Genomic DNA, 16861 nt, shown 5'->3' with positions numbered 1-16861 from the left:
AGCTATGGATGCCTGGCAGCATTTCAAAAAAGACTTTTCCACATCGGCGACCATAGCAGGACTCATCACAGTCCTGGTTTCCCTCACAGGACCGGTAGCCATTATTATTCAGGCAGCTAAAGTTGGTGGACTTACCCAGATGCAGCTCACAAGCTGGATCTGGGCCATGTCCATCACCAGTGGCGTTTGTGGCCTCTGGCTGAGTATCCGCTACCGCACCCCTATTGTCTGCGCTTTCTCTACCGGTGGTGCAGCGCTGCTGATCGACGCCCTGCCTCACTATTCCTACAACGATATTATTGGTGCGTACATATTTGCTGCGCTACTGGTTGTGTTACTGGGCGTCAGCGGCCTGTTCTCCCGCCTGATGCAGCACGTACCTCGCAGTATCGTTTCCGGTATGCTGGCCGGTATCCTGTTTGCATTCGGCGCGCACCTGTTTGTTTCGCTGCAACAGGCGCCGGCCCTGGTGCTGCCTATCGTTCTGGCGTACCTGATTGTGAAGCGCGCCATACCGCGCTATGCGGTGCTGGCGGCATTGCTTACCGGCATTGTGGTTTGTATCATGCTGGGGCAGCTCAATACGCAGGTGCTCAGCTTCAGTCTGGTGATTCCGGAGTTTACGGTGCCTGGGCTGTCCATACCGGCGTTTGTTGGCGTTGGGATTCCGCTGGCCTTTGTGGCCCTTGCCTCCCAATACGCACCGGGTGTTGCGGTTCTTCAATCCAGCGGTTATCACCATACGCCCATCTCACCACTCATTACCACAACGGGTATTTCAACAATACTGTTTGCCCCTTTCGGCCTGCATGGCACCACCCTGGCCGCCATCACAGCCGCAATATGTACCGGCCCGGAATGCCACCCCGATCCACAACGGCGTTATGTCGCCGGCATTGTCTGCGGCGCTTTCTATATCTTTTTCGGCTTATTTGCGACCGTGGTAACCACGCTGTTTATTGCAATACCGGAAACCTTTGTGGCCTCACTGGCTGGCCTGGCTCTGCTGGGCGCCCTCTCGGCCGGACTGGCTGGGGCCATGGCCAAAGAAACAGAACGCGAAGCCGGCGTGATCACGTTTCTAATGACCGCATCTGGTGTCTCATTCTTTGGCGTCGGATCCGCATTCTGGGGCCTGATTGCCGGCGTGGCCGCGTATGCGATTCTGGTGTGGAAGCGTAGTCCGCAAAAAACGGCCTGACGGCACATACGGTATAAAACTCGCTTATATGCGACGGGCAGGTACGTGTTTGTTCATATTCGTACCCTGCTGAATAAGCCGCTATTTTAATGGCCCTTTTTTAATGCCCTTTGCCTCACATTAATTGGGCACGACACTGGTTATACTGAGCTGTATAGCGCGCCGCCCGTTCCTTGACGATATCGGCGGTGCGCATCAGCCAGGCCTTAGCCTGGTAGCTTTTGTTACGATAGCCGCTCCAGCCTTCGTGATAGTTCAGATACTGACCATAGGCATCCCATTTGGACGTCCCGTTAAGCACCTGTGCCTTGGACATATACCAGCCCATGAAGTCCAATGCATCAGCAAAATCATCGCGACTGCCACTTTTGCCGGTATCACGTTCGTAATCACTCCAGACCTCGTCCTTGGCCTGGGCGTAACCATAAGCAGAACTCACCCGTCCCCACGGAATGAACCAGAGCAGATAGTTTTTGGGAGGCTTGGCATCATAGCGATACGACGACTCCTGATACATCATGGCAAAAGGTACCGGAATGGGCACGCCCCATTTATTCTGCATATCCAGCGCAGCCGTGTGCCACTCCGGTTTTTCCTGAAATATTGCGCACAGATCTTCTGCATTTTTAGGTGGTGCTGTAGAACAGCCTGCCAGCGTGACAGCGCCGGCCAGCATGCCGATGGTAAATACGGATCTCAATTGCAGCATGGGGGTCATTACCTTCATCGGATATTTGCAAATATTGTAAAGAATAAGTTCTTGAATTGGAAAAAAATCATCTAGAATGGGCATCATCTCAATTCAGAGTTGTACACCATTATGGCCTATCTGAACCGCTCCAGCATTTACTTCAATACCTTTATTATCATTCTGATTGCGGTCTCACTCGCTTTCCTGAAACTGCTCGTACCCTTTTACGGCGCCATCTTCTGGGCGATCGTCCTGGCAGTGCTATTTCGTCCGCTACAACTGTGGATACTTCAACGCATGCCGGGCAGAAATACCACGGTATCGATTATCACGCTCATCATTTGCCTGCTGATCGCCATCATTCCGCTGATTCTGATTTCCATCTCGCTGATCAACGAATCGATATTGCTGTATCAGCGCATTGAATCCGGCCAGTTCAATATGGCTGAATATATCAGGCAGGTGTCAGAGGCTTTGCCGGCATCGGTCCGCGATTTTCTGGCCCAGTTTGAGATTTACAACCTATCTTCGCTTTACGCCAAAATTTCGGCCAGCATGATGCAGGGTAGTAAGTATCTGGCCACGCAGGCGCTCGATATCGGCCAAAACTTCTTTTCATTCCTGGTCGAATTCTGCATTATGCTGTATTTGCTGTTTTTCCTGCTCAAGGATGGACCAGCACTCACACACCGTCTCAAAAACCTGATTCCGCTGACCGACGACCATAAACAGTTTCTCTTCCAGAAATTCAATACGGTAGTGCGAGCAACCGTCAAAGGCAATGTCGTTATCGCTGCGGTACAAGGCATGCTCGGCGGCCTGATATTCTGGATTCTGGGTATTCAGGGCGCGTTGCTGTGGGGCGTCGTGATGGGTTTTCTGTCCCTGCTGCCGGCCGTGGGCGCCGCCATTGTGTGGCTGCCCGTCGCGGTCTACTTTCTGATTACGGGCCAGTTGTGGAACGGTACCATTCTGGTTCTGTTCGGCTTTTTGGTCATTGGCCTGTCGGATAATATTCTTCGTCCCTTGCTGGTGGGCAAGGACACGAAAATGCCCGATTATCTGGTGCTCATTTCTACGCTTGGCGGTCTATCGCTGTTTGGCCTGACTGGCTTTGTGATCGGCCCGCTCATTGCCGCCATGTTCATCGCCATCTGGGATTTGTTCCCTGCGGCGGTCAATCTGAATGATAAAAACAGGACGGCGCCGGTCGCCCATCGCCGCCCGCCTCCGCCAGCAAAATAGCAGGACTTAATTTATAACATACTGTTTTTATTAGAAAATAAATGCCGCGTCTGAAACTCTGGACGCGGCATTCTTTGTCTGTATAATAGATTTTCCTATCCACTACAGACGGAGGTCGTCGGCATGTTCCCTGAATATCGTGATTTAATATCCCGACTCAAAGAAGAAGACGCCAATTTCAAGCGTCTTTTCAAGAAACATAATGATTTGGACCAGGAGCTGCAAACCCTGGAAACCCAGGATTTCAATGAGAAGCATATTGAAATCGAGAAGAAGAAAAAGGAAAAACTGCAGCTCAAAGATCAGCTCTACAGCATGCTAAAGGAAAGAGCGGCAACCTGACCGCCAGTATCAGGAACGGAGCGCAATGCTCCGTTCTGCACGAGGACGATCAATAACGAAGCAGTTGGCCGTATTACTGCTACGAAGCAGCCACCACTTCACTGCTGCTTATGGTCCCGACGATAGAGTTCCCACTCCTCTATTTCACTCCCATCGAGCAGCTTGCATATACCAATCTGGCCTTTGTCCGTATCCTTGATGACTATGGTCCCGCCCTTTTCCGTGCAATACACGGATGCCGGATTCGCCATGCCAACCGACTGTTGAGCACACGCTGTCAAAAATAAGATGGGAATCATCAGTACAAATAGTAGTTTCATATCAGATTTCGAATAGATTGGGTTTGGCTATACGTTACACCAATTTTGGGCAAACGCCACGGCGAAGGCAAGCAACACTGGAATCCAGCATACCAGCAATAGGCATATTTTCAAACAAATGACTATACCGGGTGACCAGAGGCCTCAGCAAAAACAAAACGCCCCGAAAAGGACATTAACGGGGCGGTGCGCAGCGGGTTCCCTTGAGCAGGAACTACGCACACCTTCAAATTAACACCAGCTGCTTAAGGCGGTCAAATTAACAAAGGTCAATTTTTCAAGTTTTGGCTATGCTGCAGGTTGGCTCACATCGCCTGCACTGCGGTGCCGGGCCGCACAGTATTAGCTCAGAACGCGCTGCCGCCAGTGGACACCGGCCACGGCTTAATGACGAGGTTTGGCGTTGCCGGTTGACCCGCTCGTCTAATCCGATCCCCCACCACCGCTATCACCACCACCGCTATCACCGCCACCGCTGTCTCCACCGCCGCAATCTCCCCCTGAATCCGAAATACTACAGTTACTCCCTCCGGCATGTGAAACGCTCGCCGAATCAGCACCCGCGATAAAGTATCCTCCGTCCGATGACCCACGACCCTTGCGTTTGCTTTGGTGCTTGCGATCTCGCAGCAGTACAAAGACCACCACGGCAATCGCAGTAGCAGGAATAAGCATAACTAACCACTCAAAACCCGACACGCAATCTCCCTATTAGAACGAGCAGTTTAATTGTTTCCACTGATCGGTAATAGTAACGCGAACGAGTGGCCAGCCTCGGATTCACACGTGTAGCGATGAAAATCTCATGGAAGTTAGCACATAATTTCGGGGTCAATTCATATCGGACTGGCATCAAATGTCGGTACAATCACTCGCATCGGTAATATCAGAAACCGGTTACACGTAATCATTTACACGCAACGAGGTGAGCCTCGGCATCTGATCAGCTTAAGAAAAGCCAACCAGCGCAAGGTAAGAGAATATGGTCAAGCTTAAACCCGGAACCATCCTGCCTACTGATGCGGAAGATGCAGCGATCACAAAGGCGGCAATGGACGATCCTGATACCTTCCATTCCACCGAAGAAAATCTGGGGGAGTTTTACCGCGAAGACGTACGAGCTCGTCCTCTTGGCACTAAATTTCCGGATATTCATCAAATCGATCAATGACCGCCTTCACAAATCCATCAGAACGGGAAAACGCCTGCTCTTTATTTTCGCCGTCTAAGGCCCACACCATATTGGCCTGAATGTAATAGTTATCAAACATGGCATAACATATCGAATTCGATATTTTTTTGTCATCCAAAACGACGCCGATGCAATTCACATCCACACCTTTGGCAGTCGTAAAACTGCGCGTAGTTCGCGGACCGGCGTTATCGGTTGGTAATGCCTTATCAATTGCTTCTGCAAGCGCACCAGACACCCTGGCCTTTTCAATATTGCGAGGTGTTTTTTTTGCACTCACACTTGAAATACGATTTTTCTGCTTGGTGTTATACCGGACTCTGAGCGATCCGGATTTCGGATCACTATGTAGCTCGTTGATTCGGAAATCTTCGAATACAGGAAGAACGTAACCCATGATCGGATTTTCTTTTATGCCCTGACTTAGACTCTTATAGTTTTCAAGGCTTCTGGGTTGTGCATTCGAAATAATTGGCAGGAATAAACAACCCGCTAAACACACTTTTAATAAATCACTGGACATCATAAGTGCAATACCCCTTTTGAACGTGACCGCCCAGTATAACAAAGGGGTATTACAACCGTTTTATATAACTCACAGATTGATGTGCATCTTATTGCATTGAATGCAACGAGATAATAGCACTGGCTTAAGAGTCGGGAAAAATAAATATCTTATGGCCATCGCTTGATTTTATGGGATTCACCTAAGCAACCGGCGCCGCTTTTTTTATACAATAAAATCCATACTATTTCGTAATCGATCACGGAGCGAGTATTTATGATGGAGCATGCAATCGAAATCACAGATGAAATCACTGACGAGATGAATAGTGTGATCGGCGACGGCCTTAATGCGTACAACGATGAAATAACGAAATACAGTGATCGAAAGCCACTCGCCGTTGTCATCAAGGACCTGAAAACGGGAAAAGTAATTGGCGGAATGCTCGGTCGCTCATCGTTAGGTCTGTTGTTTATTGAACTTGTCTATTTACCAATGGCGTTACGAAATAATGGAGTGGGGTCAGCCTTGCTTGAAATATTCGAAAACGAAGGACGTGCCAGGGGCTGTATGTCCGCCGTTTTATATACGATTAGTTTTCAGGCTCCGGAGTTTTATGAGAAACACGGGTGGAGCAGGTTTGGGGAAGTCCCATGCAATCCACCAGGCACCAGCAGAATATTTTTAAGCAAGCCATTATAGAATTCATGCCGCCCGCTGTGCCTGGCCATTTTTTGCCCTTCGTTTGCCAGATATCCTAAACAGGGCCTTGCTCGCTTGGTTGGCCTCTATTTCGTACCTTCAAGGCACTGTGGTAAAGAATCAGTTATCTCGTGCCACGGCGCTTTATCACCAACAAAAACATGCAGTTCAGGCCTCACACCTGGATCTGAATCCAACACCCCTAGCGGCAAACCATAGCAGGATTTATCGTCATCAAAACGGCTGAATATGGGTGAGCCGCAAGTACCGCAAAATCCCCGATGCGTGCCAGGCGAAGATTGATAAAATTTGATCATGTCCTCGCCAGATATGAATTCAAAATCACTTGCCTCTACCCTCGCCCTGCTTCTGAACGCGGCGCCATGAGCCTTCCTACACATTGTGCAATGGCAATTGAGCGCACCGGTTAGCGCGCCGTTAATCTGAAAGCGCACGCCGCCACACAGGCAACTCCCGAATAGTTTGGTCATATCCTGTCTCCTGGTTCAAGTTTACCCATACCTTCAAACGGTGCTGCTATGCATTAAATCGGGTGGTTCTACAATATGACACAACAACGTTGAATGCAGAGGCACGACAAACTCAACTCGAAAATTGTTGATCCGTGGATCTGCTTTTTCCATTCACCTGTCGTACCGGCAAACTGGATATGTCCAATCCATCTACACAATTGGCATTGACACTGTGCATTGAGGGGTCACTTCTGCGCTGATGAAAAACATAAATCCCACACTTCCCGCAGAAAAAATGTTGAGCTATCCCGGTATTCCAGCGATATTCCGATAGCACATCATGTCCCTCAACAATCTCAAATTTTTCCTTTTCGACAGACAGCATCAGCGCGGCTCGCTTAGAACACAAGGAACAATCACAGCTAACCACTTCCTTAATATCTGCATTGAAAGCAAATTTAACTGCATTGCAATGACATGCGCCTATATATTTCATGGTCGTTCCAATAAGGAATTAGGTTGTACTCATCAATCTAAATTCTAACAGTGCAAATATTGAAATGAGTTAACCATGCTGGGGCTCAGAATCTACTAGCAGCGCCAAAGGCTGCGCAAAAATGCGTGAAATAGTTTATGTTGTTGTGACGCAAACGAAATTGAAATGCAGAATCCTGATTGCATGAGCAATCTCCCATGCAGGAGTAGAATAATGAGCGGCATCAAAATCGCATTCCCTGGCTCAATCAGCCTGGTTGTAAAAATAACCGATGGCGAACGTAATGACGAAGTGACTATCCATTTCCCGCTAGGACAGACACCTACGCCACAGGAAATTGCCGATCGCATTGCAGCGTTTGAAAAGGACGGCATGCCCGCGGGTTTCCGACTCATGAACAAGCGAGAAACATGGGACAGTTTTTGCAAGGGCGAATTTGGCAAAATATTTCTCTTACCCGGAGGCGAGCAGTTTGATAGGCCGTCGCTGTCTGCGCAGGAATTCTTTGAGTTAATTAGAGAAAAATTTCGCTCAGGCGACGGCTTACCAGTCGATCGGATATCGCTGACCCGGGAGGAAATATCTCAAGTATTTCCGAGTCTGTTGAAATGACCCTCTCCCTCGACAATAAAATCCGCAGCCATGCGGACCAAACCCAACTACAACCCGAAGTAACTCTGAGTTTAATAAAATGAACGAATATACGTTAAAGATAGCCAATGGTCGCACAATCCGTGTCATGGCAAAAAGTGGTGGTGAAGCGATGAAAAAAGCGATTAAATCCGAAAAATGTACACCCGACGAAATCACCGTTGTCAGCGTGCGAGAAGTGCACGTTTATCGGCGCTCAAACTAGCCAGCCAAGCCCTGTGCCTACTCCAACGGGGAAAAAGCTGGTATAGCCGATCCCTTGGTGCTGGCACCCATTAAACAGTGTCAACGGCAATCGAATCCTGACCCCGTTATTGCCGCCATCGGCAATCGAATAATATTTGATACTGAGTTGCTGTGCAACACCGGTCTCAGACCCTGATAACGTATTTTTTACTGTCGAATTTTATGTGGTGCGTTGAGCAGCGGGTTGGATGATCATGCCCCCCGTTGTATTGAACGGCAGCACAACGCAAGCCAACAAGTGTTATAGATTCATTTGTAGACTGGATAGATGTTGCAGATAAAGCGTTTTTTGCGCGTTACGGGCAAGACTGGTGGACCGACGTTCTCTACTTTCGGCAAGGAAAGGCCTCTTGGGATCTACTGCACAAAAGAATATGATTGAACATGGCGATCGAGTATATTCTGTGATATCCAGTGCGTATGAAAGTAAAGAGCGGATATATAAACTAGTTACATTAACACTTAGCCTTGTTTATGGCGGTAATGAAAAGTATGAGCAAGTTCTTCCTTGTGCCGCTCAGCATCCAGCAATAGAAAAAAATTGGATTCAGTGGGGAGCCAGTATTCGTCAAGGCGTCGGAGATGCTGGCCTTGGCTTTGCATAACGATGGCTTGGAGGAGTATTTGTTTCCTATGCGGTTAGGGGTGAGAAATACGGAAATAAACTGCTTGGTGGAAAAAAGAAAGCAGTTGGTATTGCACAGTTTCCAGTAAATCTTGTCGCTGCTACCTGGGGTGCTTGGATTCGTATGTCTACTCATCTTCCGTCCGGACCCTGAGCTACAATAAGCATCTATCAGCTTGTAAATGCAATGCTCACAGGGTCAAATGATGGGTTCGATCTTGATACAGAAGATATGCGAGTCATAATAGAAACTGCCGAAAAATGTGGTGTCATTAATGAACAAGATGCACAGTATTTCTACGCAATTCTCCAGTTAACCATGCAATATTATGAGGAGCACCAATAGGAACCATGATGGATATTTGGAAAGCAATTCGTCAATTTCTTGTAGAGTACACGTTAAATGCTCTTTTTGCTTTGGCATCACTTACATTCGCTGTAGCGTTATTTTTGCCGTCACCTTATTCATACATCGGATATGGTGTTGCTGCAATACTCATGATCTTGTTTATTTTGTTAGCGAAAAGAAGTCGATAAAGTGCTAATAGATCATGTATAACTAAAACTGTTTATCTTAATTCCTTATAAGAAATCAAAAATAGAAAGACACTTTGGCCTATCCTATCAAAACGATCATTGGAAAGTAATATGTCGTTAGCCGCTCGTATAGGCCATAAAGCATCGGAGCATGATGGAGCTTCTGCAACCTCCGGTACAGAGGGCTCAAGCAACGTCTACATTAATAGCATTTCTGCAATGCGCCAATGTAAATTACCGGAATTTGTCAGTATTGAATGACACTTAACCAGTCGCGCCGATACTACAATTCATTCCGGTCAAGCACACCGACCCACGTTAAATACATCGGATGCAGCTAGGGCAAAGAACTTATAGCTTTACTCCTTTTTGTGACCCAGCCTTCAACGCCCCGCAATAACATGCCGGGGCGTTGTCGTATGTATGGCTATGGGGCGACAGCGGGCTGCACGGGCCACGATCACCACAGGGCCAGTACCAGTGCATTGACTCCAGCCAAAGGACTAGGGTAGCACCTTAACTGGCCATCTGTAATTGCTGTATAAATACTCACCCCCGTCCTCTCTATCTGTCAGAGTGGCGCGAATTATAAATCTCGTGCCAATTGGATAATCGGTAGATAACTTTTTCGAACATTCGACACGTAGGTCGGTGGAATAATTACCACCTGGCACCGGTCTGATATGCACTTTGCCGCGCAAGCCAGAAGTCGACTTAGGTACGTAACTCTCAACCTCAACCATTTCATACGGATTGTCTTGTGCCATCAGAACCTCCTTATCCTGAACGGGTGACATCAAATTAGTTCGTCTTCAATGCTAACCACATGAATTCAAGGGAATTGCTCTTTCCAATACTAAATATGTACTTGACATGTAAGCAAAGCACTCAGAACGGCTACCCATCTTGTGACGCATTTATTGCCGCAGCCTCCTGCTGTCGATTTATGCGTTTTTCGAGATCGTCAACCAATCCCTGAGGTATAGAGTCCGATTCTGTCGGGAATCGCTCCTCTGGAGGCGTGCCTCTCCCTATACAGCCATTCTCAAAATTAACTACTGTCACCGCAGAGCAACGATCTGCGTTTGAGCGCAGTAGGGAGAAAAGTTGCTCTGCATCTAGAGAAATTCCTTGTACCACAAAACGCCCATCGGACTGAAATATGTGAAAGCGAATCTCTGTTCGTGGAGGCTCTTTATTTTGGATCACGAAATTGAGCATTTCTAACGAACTGCGATAGGAATCGTCCTCATCCAAAAGCGGGACGATATCGAAAGTAATTAACTGACTACCGGGGTGAATAATGGCATCTGAATCATTTCGAAGCTGCACTTTCGTAGCAGCCGCCAGATATTCGCTGTCCACCCACGCTTTTATAAGAGAGGCCGATGCATCCCCACGATTAATTGCCACAATCCTAAGAGTTGTGCCATCTACGGACGGCATAGTTAACATTGCTTCTGAGCGAGGCTTATGGAAAACTTTATAGACGGTCGGAACAGCAACCCCAATTACAGACACAAACGCTGTAAGGAGAGCGAGTGCTGTATTGGAAAAAGGAATTATGCTGCGCCAATTTTGATACGACTTGCATATTGGGCAAAGACTTGCTGCACGAGGAATCTCACTTCTGCATTGTTTACAGTAGTCTATTTGTGCGTCCGATTTATCACCCACTGTAAACGTCCTAAAGTAATTGCTGGTTCGTCGATAGCGCTATCGGCCCGAGGCTTGAAAACTCTGTAATTCCATTTTGGAGCGGTGGGCCAGCACTAAGAATAACGATATTGTGACATTAGTATGCTAAAGAAACCAGATATTACGATCAAGAAACTTGACACACTCGTTTTTTACAGGAATTGGCGGTGCAAACCGTGGCGTAAAAACACCGGCAAGCCCTAGCCGCAGCGCCCAGAACGCTTACATGCTGCTTACTCATGAGAAAGAAAAAGAAATAGCCGCTTAAGTAAGCGGCTATAACGTACTGATAAATAAGGTATTTTTTGGTCCCCCCGACTGGACTCGAACCAGTGACCAAAGGATTATGAGTCCTCTGCTCTAACCAACTGAGCTACAGGGGGTATCCATTATTTTGGCCGCCTGTCAGACTACCTTGTGCATAAAACACCTGACAATTGCGGCCAATTTCTGGCTTTTAACTATTCACCATTTCTTAAACCCACCCCGCGCAGGCATGATATTTTCAAAATACCACCGGCCCCCGCAAAGCCAATTTAATTACTGGTTTTCAAGAAAGCTTTTAAGTTTATCAGCTCTGCTCGGATGACGCAACTTGCGCAGGGCCTTGGCTTCTATCTGGCGGATCCGCTCGCGGGTCACATCAAACTGTTTACCCACTTCTTCCAGCGTCTGGTCGGAGCTGATACCAATACCGAAACGCATGCGCAGCACTTTGGCTTCGCGTGGCGTCAGCGAATCGAGCACTTCCTTGAAGGCATCGCGCATGGAGCCATACAGCGCATTGTCTGATGGCGCCAGGGTGGCGTTGTCTTCGATAAAGTCACCCAGGTGCGAATCGTCATCATCACCAATCGGCGTTTCCATGGAAATGGGCTCTTTGGCGATTTTCAGGATTTTGCGGATCTTCTCTTCCGGCATATCCATTTTCTGCGCCAGGGTTGCGGGATCAGGCTCGGTACCTGTTTCCTGCAGAATCTGGCGGTTGATTCGGTTCATCTTATTGATGGTCTCAATCATATGAACAGGGATACGGATGGTGCGTGCCTGGTCGGCAATCGAACGGGTAATGGCCTGGCGAATCCACCATGTCGCATAGGTAGAGAACTTATAGCCACGACGGTATTCGAATTTGTCCACGGCTTTCATCAAACCAATGTTGCCTTCCTGAATCAGATCCAGGAACTGCAGCCCGCGGTTGGTGTATTTCTTGGCAATGGAAATAACCAGCCGCAAGTTGGCCTCGATCATTTCACGCTTGGCTTTCTTGGCCTTGGCTTCACCAGTGACCATGCGCTTGTTCACGTCTTTCAGATCTTTGAGAGGCAGAACAACCGAATTTTCCAGATCTATCAGTTTTTGCTGAATTTCATGAATGTCCGGGATAGAACGTTCAAGCGTTTCGGCATAGGCAGCGTTCTTGTTCACTTCGTCCTGCACCCAGTTCAGGTTGGTTTCCTGACCAGGGAATACTTTGATGAAGTAAGAACGTGGCATGCCAACGCGATCAACGCAGGTGTGCAGAATCGCGCGCTCCAGCTGGCGCACTTCTTCCACCTGATTACGCAGCGTATCGGCAAGACGTTCAACCATTTTGGCCGTAAAGCGCACGCCCATCAGTTCCTCAAGAATGGCTTCCTGGGCACGAATGTAATCAGGCGTGCGGTAGCCGCCCTGTTCGTAAACACTGCGCATTTTGCCGAACCATTTTTCAACGGAATCGAATTTGTCCAATGCCTGCTGACGCAGCGTTTCCAACTGCTTGCTGCTCATGCCGCCGGCCGGACCGTCATCACCCTCTTCGTCTTCCTGCACGCCAGAGCCGGCATATTCTTCGCCGTCTTCCGTTACCAGACCGTCAACGATTTCGTCAATCTGCGCCTGACCATCCCGAACGCGCTGGATATGGTTCAGAATTTCCTGAATCGTGGTTGGGCAGGCAGCAATGGCCATGACCATGTGCTTGAGACCTTCCTCAATGCGTTTGGCGATTTCAATCTCACCTTCACGTGTGAGCAGCTCGACCGTACCCATTTCGCGCATATACATACGGACAGGGTCGGTGGTGCGGCCAAAATCGGAGTCCACAGTGGTGAGCGCCGCTTCGGCTTCGTCTTCCACGTCATCATCGGATGAGGCAACAGGTGCGTTATCACTCAGCAGCAGCGCTTCGGCATCGGGCGCCTGATCATAGACGGAAATGCCCATATCGCTGAAGGTGCTGATAATGCCATCAATGGCTTCTGCATCCACCAGGTCATCGGGAAGATGGTCGTTGATTTCACCGTAGGTAAGATAGCCCCGTTCCTTACCCAGCTTGATAAGCAGTTTAAGGCGGTTACGACGTGCTTCCTGTTCTTCAGGCGAGACCGGGCCGCGACTTGATACCTCTTTGGCATCTTTCGCACCACGTTTACCACGCTTGGCCGGTTTGAAATCGGGCACCTCTTCTACTTCACCGTCTTCGGCTTCGAGGAATTCATCATCGTCGTCATTGCTTTTGTTTTTTGACGGACGACCAGGCTTGCGCCCTGTACCCACTTTTGGTTTGCGTTTACCGGCTTTTTCCTGATCCTGATCGATGTCGTCCAGATCGAAGTCGGCGTCATCCAGATCAACGCTGGCCTGTGCTGTTTTGGCCGCAGCGGCTTTTTTCACCGGGGCTTTTTTTACAGCCGGACGGGTCGAGGCCGTTTTGGCCCCCGCCTGTGCAGCGACTGTTCTCACAGTTTTGGCTTCCGCCTGCGCAGCTGTCGCCGTTTTTCTGGCCGGTGCCTTTGTTCCGGTTTTAGCCGAAGGCGCAGACTGGGTTACTTTTGCAGCAGTATCTTTCACATTCATTTCCGGTTTGGCGACTTTACTGACTTTGCCTGAAGCCGCCGTTTTTTTCACTGAAGGACTTGCCTTGGTCTCTGCTGGCACCGTTCTGCCTTTTTTCAGGGCAGAACTGGCTGGTGCTGTGGTTTTCGAAGAAGACTTTGCGGTCACTTTCTTAACTGCTGTCTTGGAAGGAGTTGGTTTACTACTGGATTTGGTCATAGTCAGTTCCGGCAATCTCAGATCAACACAAACAAAACAAAAACAACAAAACCACGCACTGCTCCCGCCGCTTGTTATTTTTTATCTAAGCAGCGAAAGGAGGCGCATATATAGAGACGAGCAAACTTTACATTATACACGAGTAATTGATAAAACCCCTATTTTAACAATCTGATACGGGCATTGATCGCCTTGTACCGTTCGCGATCCGCTGCGGTTTGCAAGCCACCCGCGACCAGATTTTCCTTGTCCCGGTTCAGGCGCTCGAATTCAATTTTGCGCAGCGCATCATTCCACTCTGCGGCGGGATCCGGTAAGGCATCCTCGTCGAAAGAGTCAATTGTCAGACCAGTCAGCATATTGGCTATTTCGGAGCCGGGTTCGGCGCGTTGAATGAGCGCCGCAAGATGTGTTGCCTGAGTGGTCTGGGCAAATGCAATAAATTCTCTTACATAAGCAAATTGGGGGCTGAACCCCAAAACTTCAAGCTGCTGGTCGGTTATGGTATGGACCAGTTCCAGATTGGAAGCCAGCAGTTTGATCAGCCTGCGGGCCAGCGGTGTTACCTGGCGGCCACCCCGACGGCTGCCGGCACGCCCGAAACGGGCACCTTGCCGGGACTCGAACGAGGCAGGCTCGGGCTCAAATGGCGCATCGAAGGAAGCACCAAAAGGCGCACCAAATGGAGAGCTCTCCTGAGTGCCACCCTGGCCTTTCGCGGGCGATTCCGGCAGTGATTTTTGCCATTCCTGTCGTTTTTGTGCCGCCTCTTCGAAGCGGGCCAGGTCCGCCAGCAATTCAGCAGAGGTCAAGGACACCAGTTTGGCGAAATCATTCTCTATTTGCGTTCGGATGCCCGAAGCAGGAATCGCCGAGATCAGGGGCCGAGCCTCATGCAGGCAAGCCGCCCTGCCTTCGGCTTCACTCAGATTGTGGCGCGAAGCCAACTCTTCCAGCAGGAAAGTAGACAACACGCGCGACTGAGCAAGCTCCTTACGAAATGCTTCGGGTCCCAGTTCGCGCACAAAAGAATCGGGATCGTGCTCGTTGGGCAGAAACAGGAATCGCAAAGAGATATCGTCGCGCAGAAACGGCAGGCACACATTCAGGGCCTTCCAGGCGGCACGGCGCCCCGCCCCATCGCCATCAAAACTGAAAACAATACGATCGCTGGTACGCAGCAATTTCTGGATATGGTTCGGCGTCGTGGCCGTACCCAGCGTTGCCGCCGCGAACCCGATCCCCTGCTGGGCCAGGCCCACCACGTCCATATAACCTTCGACAACCAGCACACAGCCCTCTTGCCGAATACCCTGGCGATTTTCCCAAAGACCATACAACTCCTGGCCCTTGTTAAACACGGGTGTTTCGGGGGAGTTAAGGTATTTGGGTTCACCCTTGCCAATGATCCGGCCGCCAAAGCCAATCAAATTACCCTTCGCATTAATGATGGGAAACATGATTCGCTCACGGAAGCGGTCATAGCGCCGGCCGTCCTCGGATTCAATGACCAGGCCGGCCTCGGTCAGCAACGGATCATCGTAGTGATCAAAAACCTGTTTTAACCCACTGCGATCATGACCCGACCAGCCCAGCCCGAAAAGCTTGGCGGTTTTGCCGGTAATGCCGCGTTGCTTGAGGTAGGCAATGGCTTCCTGGCTGTCCCGAAGGAGCGCCAGATAACGCGCCTGGGCTTTCTCAAGCACTTGCTGATGTCGATTGATTTCCGCCTTTTGCTCCCGCGCGCGCACCTGTTGCTGCGGACTGCGCTGTTCTTCGGGCACAACCATGCCCACATTCGCAGCAAGCGACCGCACCGCTTCGGGAAACGAGGCCCCGGTGTGCTCCATAAGGAATGTGATGGCAGTACCATGCGCGCCACAGCCAAAGCAGTGATAAAACTGTTTGGTGGGACTAACGGTAAAGGAAGGCGATTTTTCGTTGTGAAAGGGGCAAAGGCCCAGGAGATTGGCTCCGCCCTTTCTGAGTTGAACGTACTTGCCAACAACATCGACTACGTCGACCCGTGCCAGCAAGTCCTGAACAAAGCTGTCAGGAATCAACTGTACACATTAATACATGCGTGGAGGCAATTGCTGGCTACGGATACGTTTGTAGTGACGTTTAACCGCAGCAGCGTGCTTGCGTTTACGCTCTGCTGTTGGTTTTTCGTAGAATTCGCGTGAGCGCAGTTCTGTCAGCAGACCGGTTTTTTCGATAGTGCGTTTGAAGCGGCGCAGTGCGGCTTCAAATGGCTCGTTCTCTTTTAAGCGTACGTTAGGCATGAATGGTAGGCGTCTTCTTTAAAATTGGAAGAAAAAATCTTGGATAATCAGGGATTCTAGCACAAAACCTTAAGATTGTGTACCTTTTCTTACCCAGGCTTCCAGCTGATGGGGCCGTAAACTGTCGTAATCTTCAAACGGCTGGTGAATCCACGGGTTAGTAGGCAACTTGTCGATGTAATAATCGGGCTCGACCTTGGCGTGGCCTTTCCACCACAAAACGGCAGATCGCAGCTCTGTGATGGCAGGATATTGCGTGACCAGATGCTCCTGCACCCGGGCAAAGGTCAACCCGGTATCTACCATATCGTCTACCAGCAATACCCGGCCGTCGAGCGTGCCGCGAGTGATGGTAATGAATTTGGCGATATCCAGCTGGCCCTGCACGGTACCGGCCGCTTCCCGATAGCTGCTGGTGGCAAGAATACCCAGCGGGACATCGAAAATACGGGACAGCACATCGCCAACCCGCACCCCACCCCGCGCCAGGCACAGGATTTTGTCGAATTTCCAGCCGGATTGATGAACCACAAGGGCAAGCCGCTCAATCAGCCGGTTGTATTCCTCCCAGCTGATCCACAAATGTTTGTCAGAATTTTCTGGCGCACTCATG

General features: G+C 49.6%; 20 protein-coding genes and 1 tRNA gene. 9 read left to right on the top strand and 12 right to left on the bottom strand.

Translation table 11 applies throughout. From position 1 onward, the window contains the following. Positions 1-4: 4 nt before the first annotated feature. The gene (locus tag MIM_RS09565; protein ID WP_025372530.1) at positions 5-1201 is read left to right on the top strand and encodes a benzoate/H(+) symporter BenE family transporter; all 1197 of its coding nucleotides are present in this window, start codon (positions 5-7) and stop codon (positions 1199-1201) included. A 115-nt stretch (positions 1202-1316) separates the two neighbouring features. Here MIM_RS09565 and MIM_RS09560 read toward each other — a convergent pair whose 3' ends face one another. After that, on the bottom strand, positions 1317-1910 hold the full coding sequence (locus MIM_RS09560) for a transglycosylase SLT domain-containing protein (protein WP_025372529.1): 594 nt from the start codon (positions 1908-1910) through the stop codon (positions 1317-1319). Positions 1911-2021: 111 nt separating this feature from the next. On the opposite strand from MIM_RS09560, the gene MIM_RS09555 reads away from it, so the two are divergent. Further along, positions 2022-3137 (top strand): AI-2E family transporter, encoded by a 1116-nt coding sequence (locus MIM_RS09555; RefSeq protein ID WP_042070173.1) that lies wholly within the window; start codon positions 2022-2024, stop codon positions 3135-3137. 123 nt (positions 3138-3260) lie between these two features. After that, positions 3261-3479 carry a YdcH family protein gene (locus MIM_RS09550; RefSeq protein ID WP_025372527.1) on the top strand — a complete coding sequence of 73 codons (219 nt, stop codon included), beginning with the start codon at positions 3261-3263 and terminating at the stop codon, positions 3477-3479. A 98-nt stretch (positions 3480-3577) separates the two neighbouring features. Here the strand turns inward: MIM_RS09550 and MIM_RS09545 are convergent, their stop codons facing one another. Together MIM_RS09545 and MIM_RS22500 are read right to left on the bottom strand one after the other, a co-directional pair. Beyond that, positions 3578-3730 carry a putative hemolysin gene (locus MIM_RS09545; RefSeq protein WP_245592867.1) on the bottom strand — a complete coding sequence of 51 codons (153 nt, stop codon included), beginning with the start codon at positions 3728-3730 and terminating at the stop codon, positions 3578-3580. Between the two features lie 492 nt (positions 3731-4222). Then, complete coding sequence (locus MIM_RS22500) at positions 4223-4474, bottom strand: hypothetical protein (RefSeq protein ID WP_084458957.1); 252 nt, start codon at positions 4472-4474, stop codon at positions 4223-4225. Positions 4475-4781: 307 nt separating this feature from the next. Here MIM_RS22500 and MIM_RS22875 point away from each other — a divergent pair, with 307 nt between their 5' ends. Next, positions 4782-4970, top strand: a complete 189-nt coding sequence (locus MIM_RS22875; RefSeq protein ID WP_144084622.1) for a hypothetical protein — start codon at positions 4782-4784, stop codon at positions 4968-4970. On the opposite strand, the gene MIM_RS09535 is transcribed toward MIM_RS22875, so the two are convergent. Beyond that, positions 4936-5517, bottom strand: coding sequence for a hypothetical protein (locus MIM_RS09535; RefSeq protein WP_144084621.1), 582 nt, complete (start codon positions 5515-5517; stop codon positions 4936-4938). The two genes, MIM_RS22875 and MIM_RS09535, sit on opposite strands and share 35 nt — an antisense overlap. A 255-nt stretch (positions 5518-5772) precedes the next feature. Here MIM_RS09535 and MIM_RS09530 point away from each other — a divergent pair, with 255 nt between their 5' ends. Next, entirely contained in the window at positions 5773-6198 is a 426-nt protein-coding gene (locus MIM_RS09530) for a GNAT family N-acetyltransferase (protein ID WP_025372523.1), read from the top strand. Between the two features lie 86 nt (positions 6199-6284). Here the strand turns inward: MIM_RS09530 and MIM_RS09525 are convergent, their stop codons facing one another. Then, complete coding sequence (locus MIM_RS09525; protein ID WP_025372522.1) at positions 6285-6689, bottom strand: GFA family protein; 405 nt, start codon at positions 6687-6689, stop codon at positions 6285-6287. A gap of 112 nt (positions 6690-6801) precedes the next feature. Further along, on the bottom strand, positions 6802-7167 hold the full coding sequence (locus MIM_RS23660) for a GFA family protein (protein ID WP_084458956.1): 366 nt from the start codon (positions 7165-7167) through the stop codon (positions 6802-6804). 213 nt (positions 7168-7380) lie between these two features. On the opposite strand from MIM_RS23660, the gene MIM_RS22090 reads away from it, so the two are divergent. The 3 genes from MIM_RS22090 (at position 7381) to MIM_RS22870 (ending at position 8669) form a co-directional block, all read left to right on the top strand. After that, positions 7381-7779: a hypothetical protein gene (locus tag MIM_RS22090; RefSeq protein ID WP_025372521.1), complete on the top strand. Its 399-nt coding sequence runs from the start codon at positions 7381-7383 to the stop codon at positions 7777-7779. A 79-nt stretch (positions 7780-7858) separates the two neighbouring features. Continuing rightward, a complete protein-coding gene (locus tag MIM_RS23195; protein ID WP_158318719.1) occupies positions 7859-8023 on the top strand; it encodes a hypothetical protein in 165 nt (54 codons plus the stop codon). Positions 8024-8414: 391 nt separating this feature from the next. Further along, a complete protein-coding gene (locus MIM_RS22870; RefSeq protein ID WP_144084620.1) occupies positions 8415-8669 on the top strand; it encodes a hypothetical protein in 255 nt (84 codons plus the stop codon). 1454 nt (positions 8670-10123) lie between these two features. Here the strand turns inward: MIM_RS22870 and MIM_RS09515 are convergent. The 3 genes from MIM_RS09515 to rpoD all read right to left on the bottom strand — a co-directional run bounded on the left by MIM_RS09515 (position 10124) and on the right by rpoD (position 13765). Then, positions 10124-10672: a hypothetical protein gene (locus MIM_RS09515; protein WP_187329595.1), complete on the bottom strand. Its 549-nt coding sequence runs from the start codon at positions 10670-10672 to the stop codon at positions 10124-10126. A gap of 558 nt (positions 10673-11230) precedes the next feature. Further along, positions 11231-11307, bottom strand: a tRNA-Ile gene (locus MIM_RS09510). 157 nt (positions 11308-11464) lie between these two features. Continuing rightward, the gene (gene rpoD / locus MIM_RS09505; RefSeq protein WP_245592866.1) at positions 11465-13765 is read right to left on the bottom strand and encodes an RNA polymerase sigma factor RpoD; all 2301 of its coding nucleotides are present in this window, start codon (positions 13763-13765) and stop codon (positions 11465-11467) included. On the opposite strand from rpoD, the gene MIM_RS23495 reads away from it, so the two are divergent. Further along, entirely contained in the window at positions 13656-14138 is a 483-nt protein-coding gene (locus MIM_RS23495; RefSeq protein WP_245592896.1) for a hypothetical protein, read from the top strand. The genes rpoD and MIM_RS23495 overlap by 110 nt on opposite strands. Here MIM_RS23495 and dnaG read toward each other — a convergent pair. The 3 genes from dnaG to MIM_RS09490 all read right to left on the bottom strand — a co-directional run bounded on the left by dnaG (position 14122) and on the right by MIM_RS09490 (position 16860). Further along, a complete protein-coding gene (dnaG, locus tag MIM_RS09500; RefSeq protein WP_025372517.1) occupies positions 14122-16026 on the bottom strand; it encodes a DNA primase in 1905 nt (634 codons plus the stop codon). The genes MIM_RS23495 and dnaG overlap by 17 nt on opposite strands. A gap of 9 nt (positions 16027-16035) precedes the next feature. Then, on the bottom strand, positions 16036-16248 hold the full coding sequence (gene rpsU / locus MIM_RS09495) for a 30S ribosomal protein S21 (protein ID WP_014750883.1): 213 nt from the start codon (positions 16246-16248) through the stop codon (positions 16036-16038). A gap of 69 nt (positions 16249-16317) precedes the next feature. Next, a complete protein-coding gene (locus MIM_RS09490; protein ID WP_025372516.1) occupies positions 16318-16860 on the bottom strand; it encodes a phosphoribosyltransferase in 543 nt (180 codons plus the stop codon). Position 16861: the final 1 nt, after the last annotated feature.

This window comes from Advenella mimigardefordensis DPN7, assembly GCF_000521505.1.
Classification (GTDB): Bacteria; Pseudomonadota; Gammaproteobacteria; order Burkholderiales; family Burkholderiaceae_B; genus Advenella; species Advenella mimigardefordensis.
The sequence above is the reverse complement of the archived record's forward strand: the minus strand, read 5'-3'. Positions and strand labels throughout refer to the sequence as shown.

Bases quoted from the DNA above. Each gene is read 5' to 3' on its own strand.
- MIM_RS09565 (WP_025372530.1), top strand. From the start codon at position 5: ATGGATGCCTGGCAGCATTTCAAAAAAGACTTTTCCACATCGGCGACC.
- MIM_RS09560 (WP_025372529.1), bottom strand. From the start codon at position 1,910: ATGCTGCAATTGAGATCCGTATTTACCATCGGCATGCTGGCCGGCGCT.
- MIM_RS09555 (WP_042070173.1), top strand. From the start codon at position 2,022: ATGGCCTATCTGAACCGCTCCAGCATTTACTTCAATACCTTTATTATC.
- MIM_RS09550 (WP_025372527.1), top strand. From the start codon at position 3,261: ATGTTCCCTGAATATCGTGATTTAATATCCCGACTCAAAGAAGAAGAC.
- MIM_RS09545 (WP_245592867.1), bottom strand. From the start codon at position 3,730: ATGGCGAATCCGGCATCCGTGTATTGCACGGAAAAGGGCGGGACCATA.
- MIM_RS22500 (WP_084458957.1), bottom strand. From the start codon at position 4,474: ATGCTTATTCCTGCTACTGCGATTGCCGTGGTGGTCTTTGTACTGCTG.
- MIM_RS22875 (WP_144084622.1), top strand. From the start codon at position 4,782: ATGGTCAAGCTTAAACCCGGAACCATCCTGCCTACTGATGCGGAAGAT.
- MIM_RS09535 (WP_144084621.1), bottom strand. From the start codon at position 5,517: ATGATGTCCAGTGATTTATTAAAAGTGTGTTTAGCGGGTTGTTTATTC.
- MIM_RS09530 (WP_025372523.1), top strand. From the start codon at position 5,773: ATGATGGAGCATGCAATCGAAATCACAGATGAAATCACTGACGAGATG.
- MIM_RS09525 (WP_025372522.1), bottom strand. From the start codon at position 6,689: ATGACCAAACTATTCGGGAGTTGCCTGTGTGGCGGCGTGCGCTTTCAG.
- MIM_RS23660 (WP_084458956.1), bottom strand. From the start codon at position 7,167: ATGAAATATATAGGCGCATGTCATTGCAATGCAGTTAAATTTGCTTTC.
- MIM_RS22090 (WP_025372521.1), top strand. From the start codon at position 7,381: ATGAGCGGCATCAAAATCGCATTCCCTGGCTCAATCAGCCTGGTTGTA.
- MIM_RS23195 (WP_158318719.1), top strand. From the start codon at position 7,859: ATGAACGAATATACGTTAAAGATAGCCAATGGTCGCACAATCCGTGTC.
- MIM_RS09515 (WP_187329595.1), bottom strand. From the start codon at position 10,672: ATGCCGTCCGTAGATGGCACAACTCTTAGGATTGTGGCAATTAATCGT.
- rpoD (WP_245592866.1), bottom strand. From the start codon at position 13,765: ATGAATGTGAAAGATACTGCTGCAAAAGTAACCCAGTCTGCGCCTTCG.
- rpsU (WP_014750883.1), bottom strand. From the start codon at position 16,248: ATGCCTAACGTACGCTTAAAAGAGAACGAGCCATTTGAAGCCGCACTG.
- MIM_RS09490 (WP_025372516.1), bottom strand. From the start codon at position 16,860: ATGAGTGCGCCAGAAAATTCTGACAAACATTTGTGGATCAGCTGGGAG.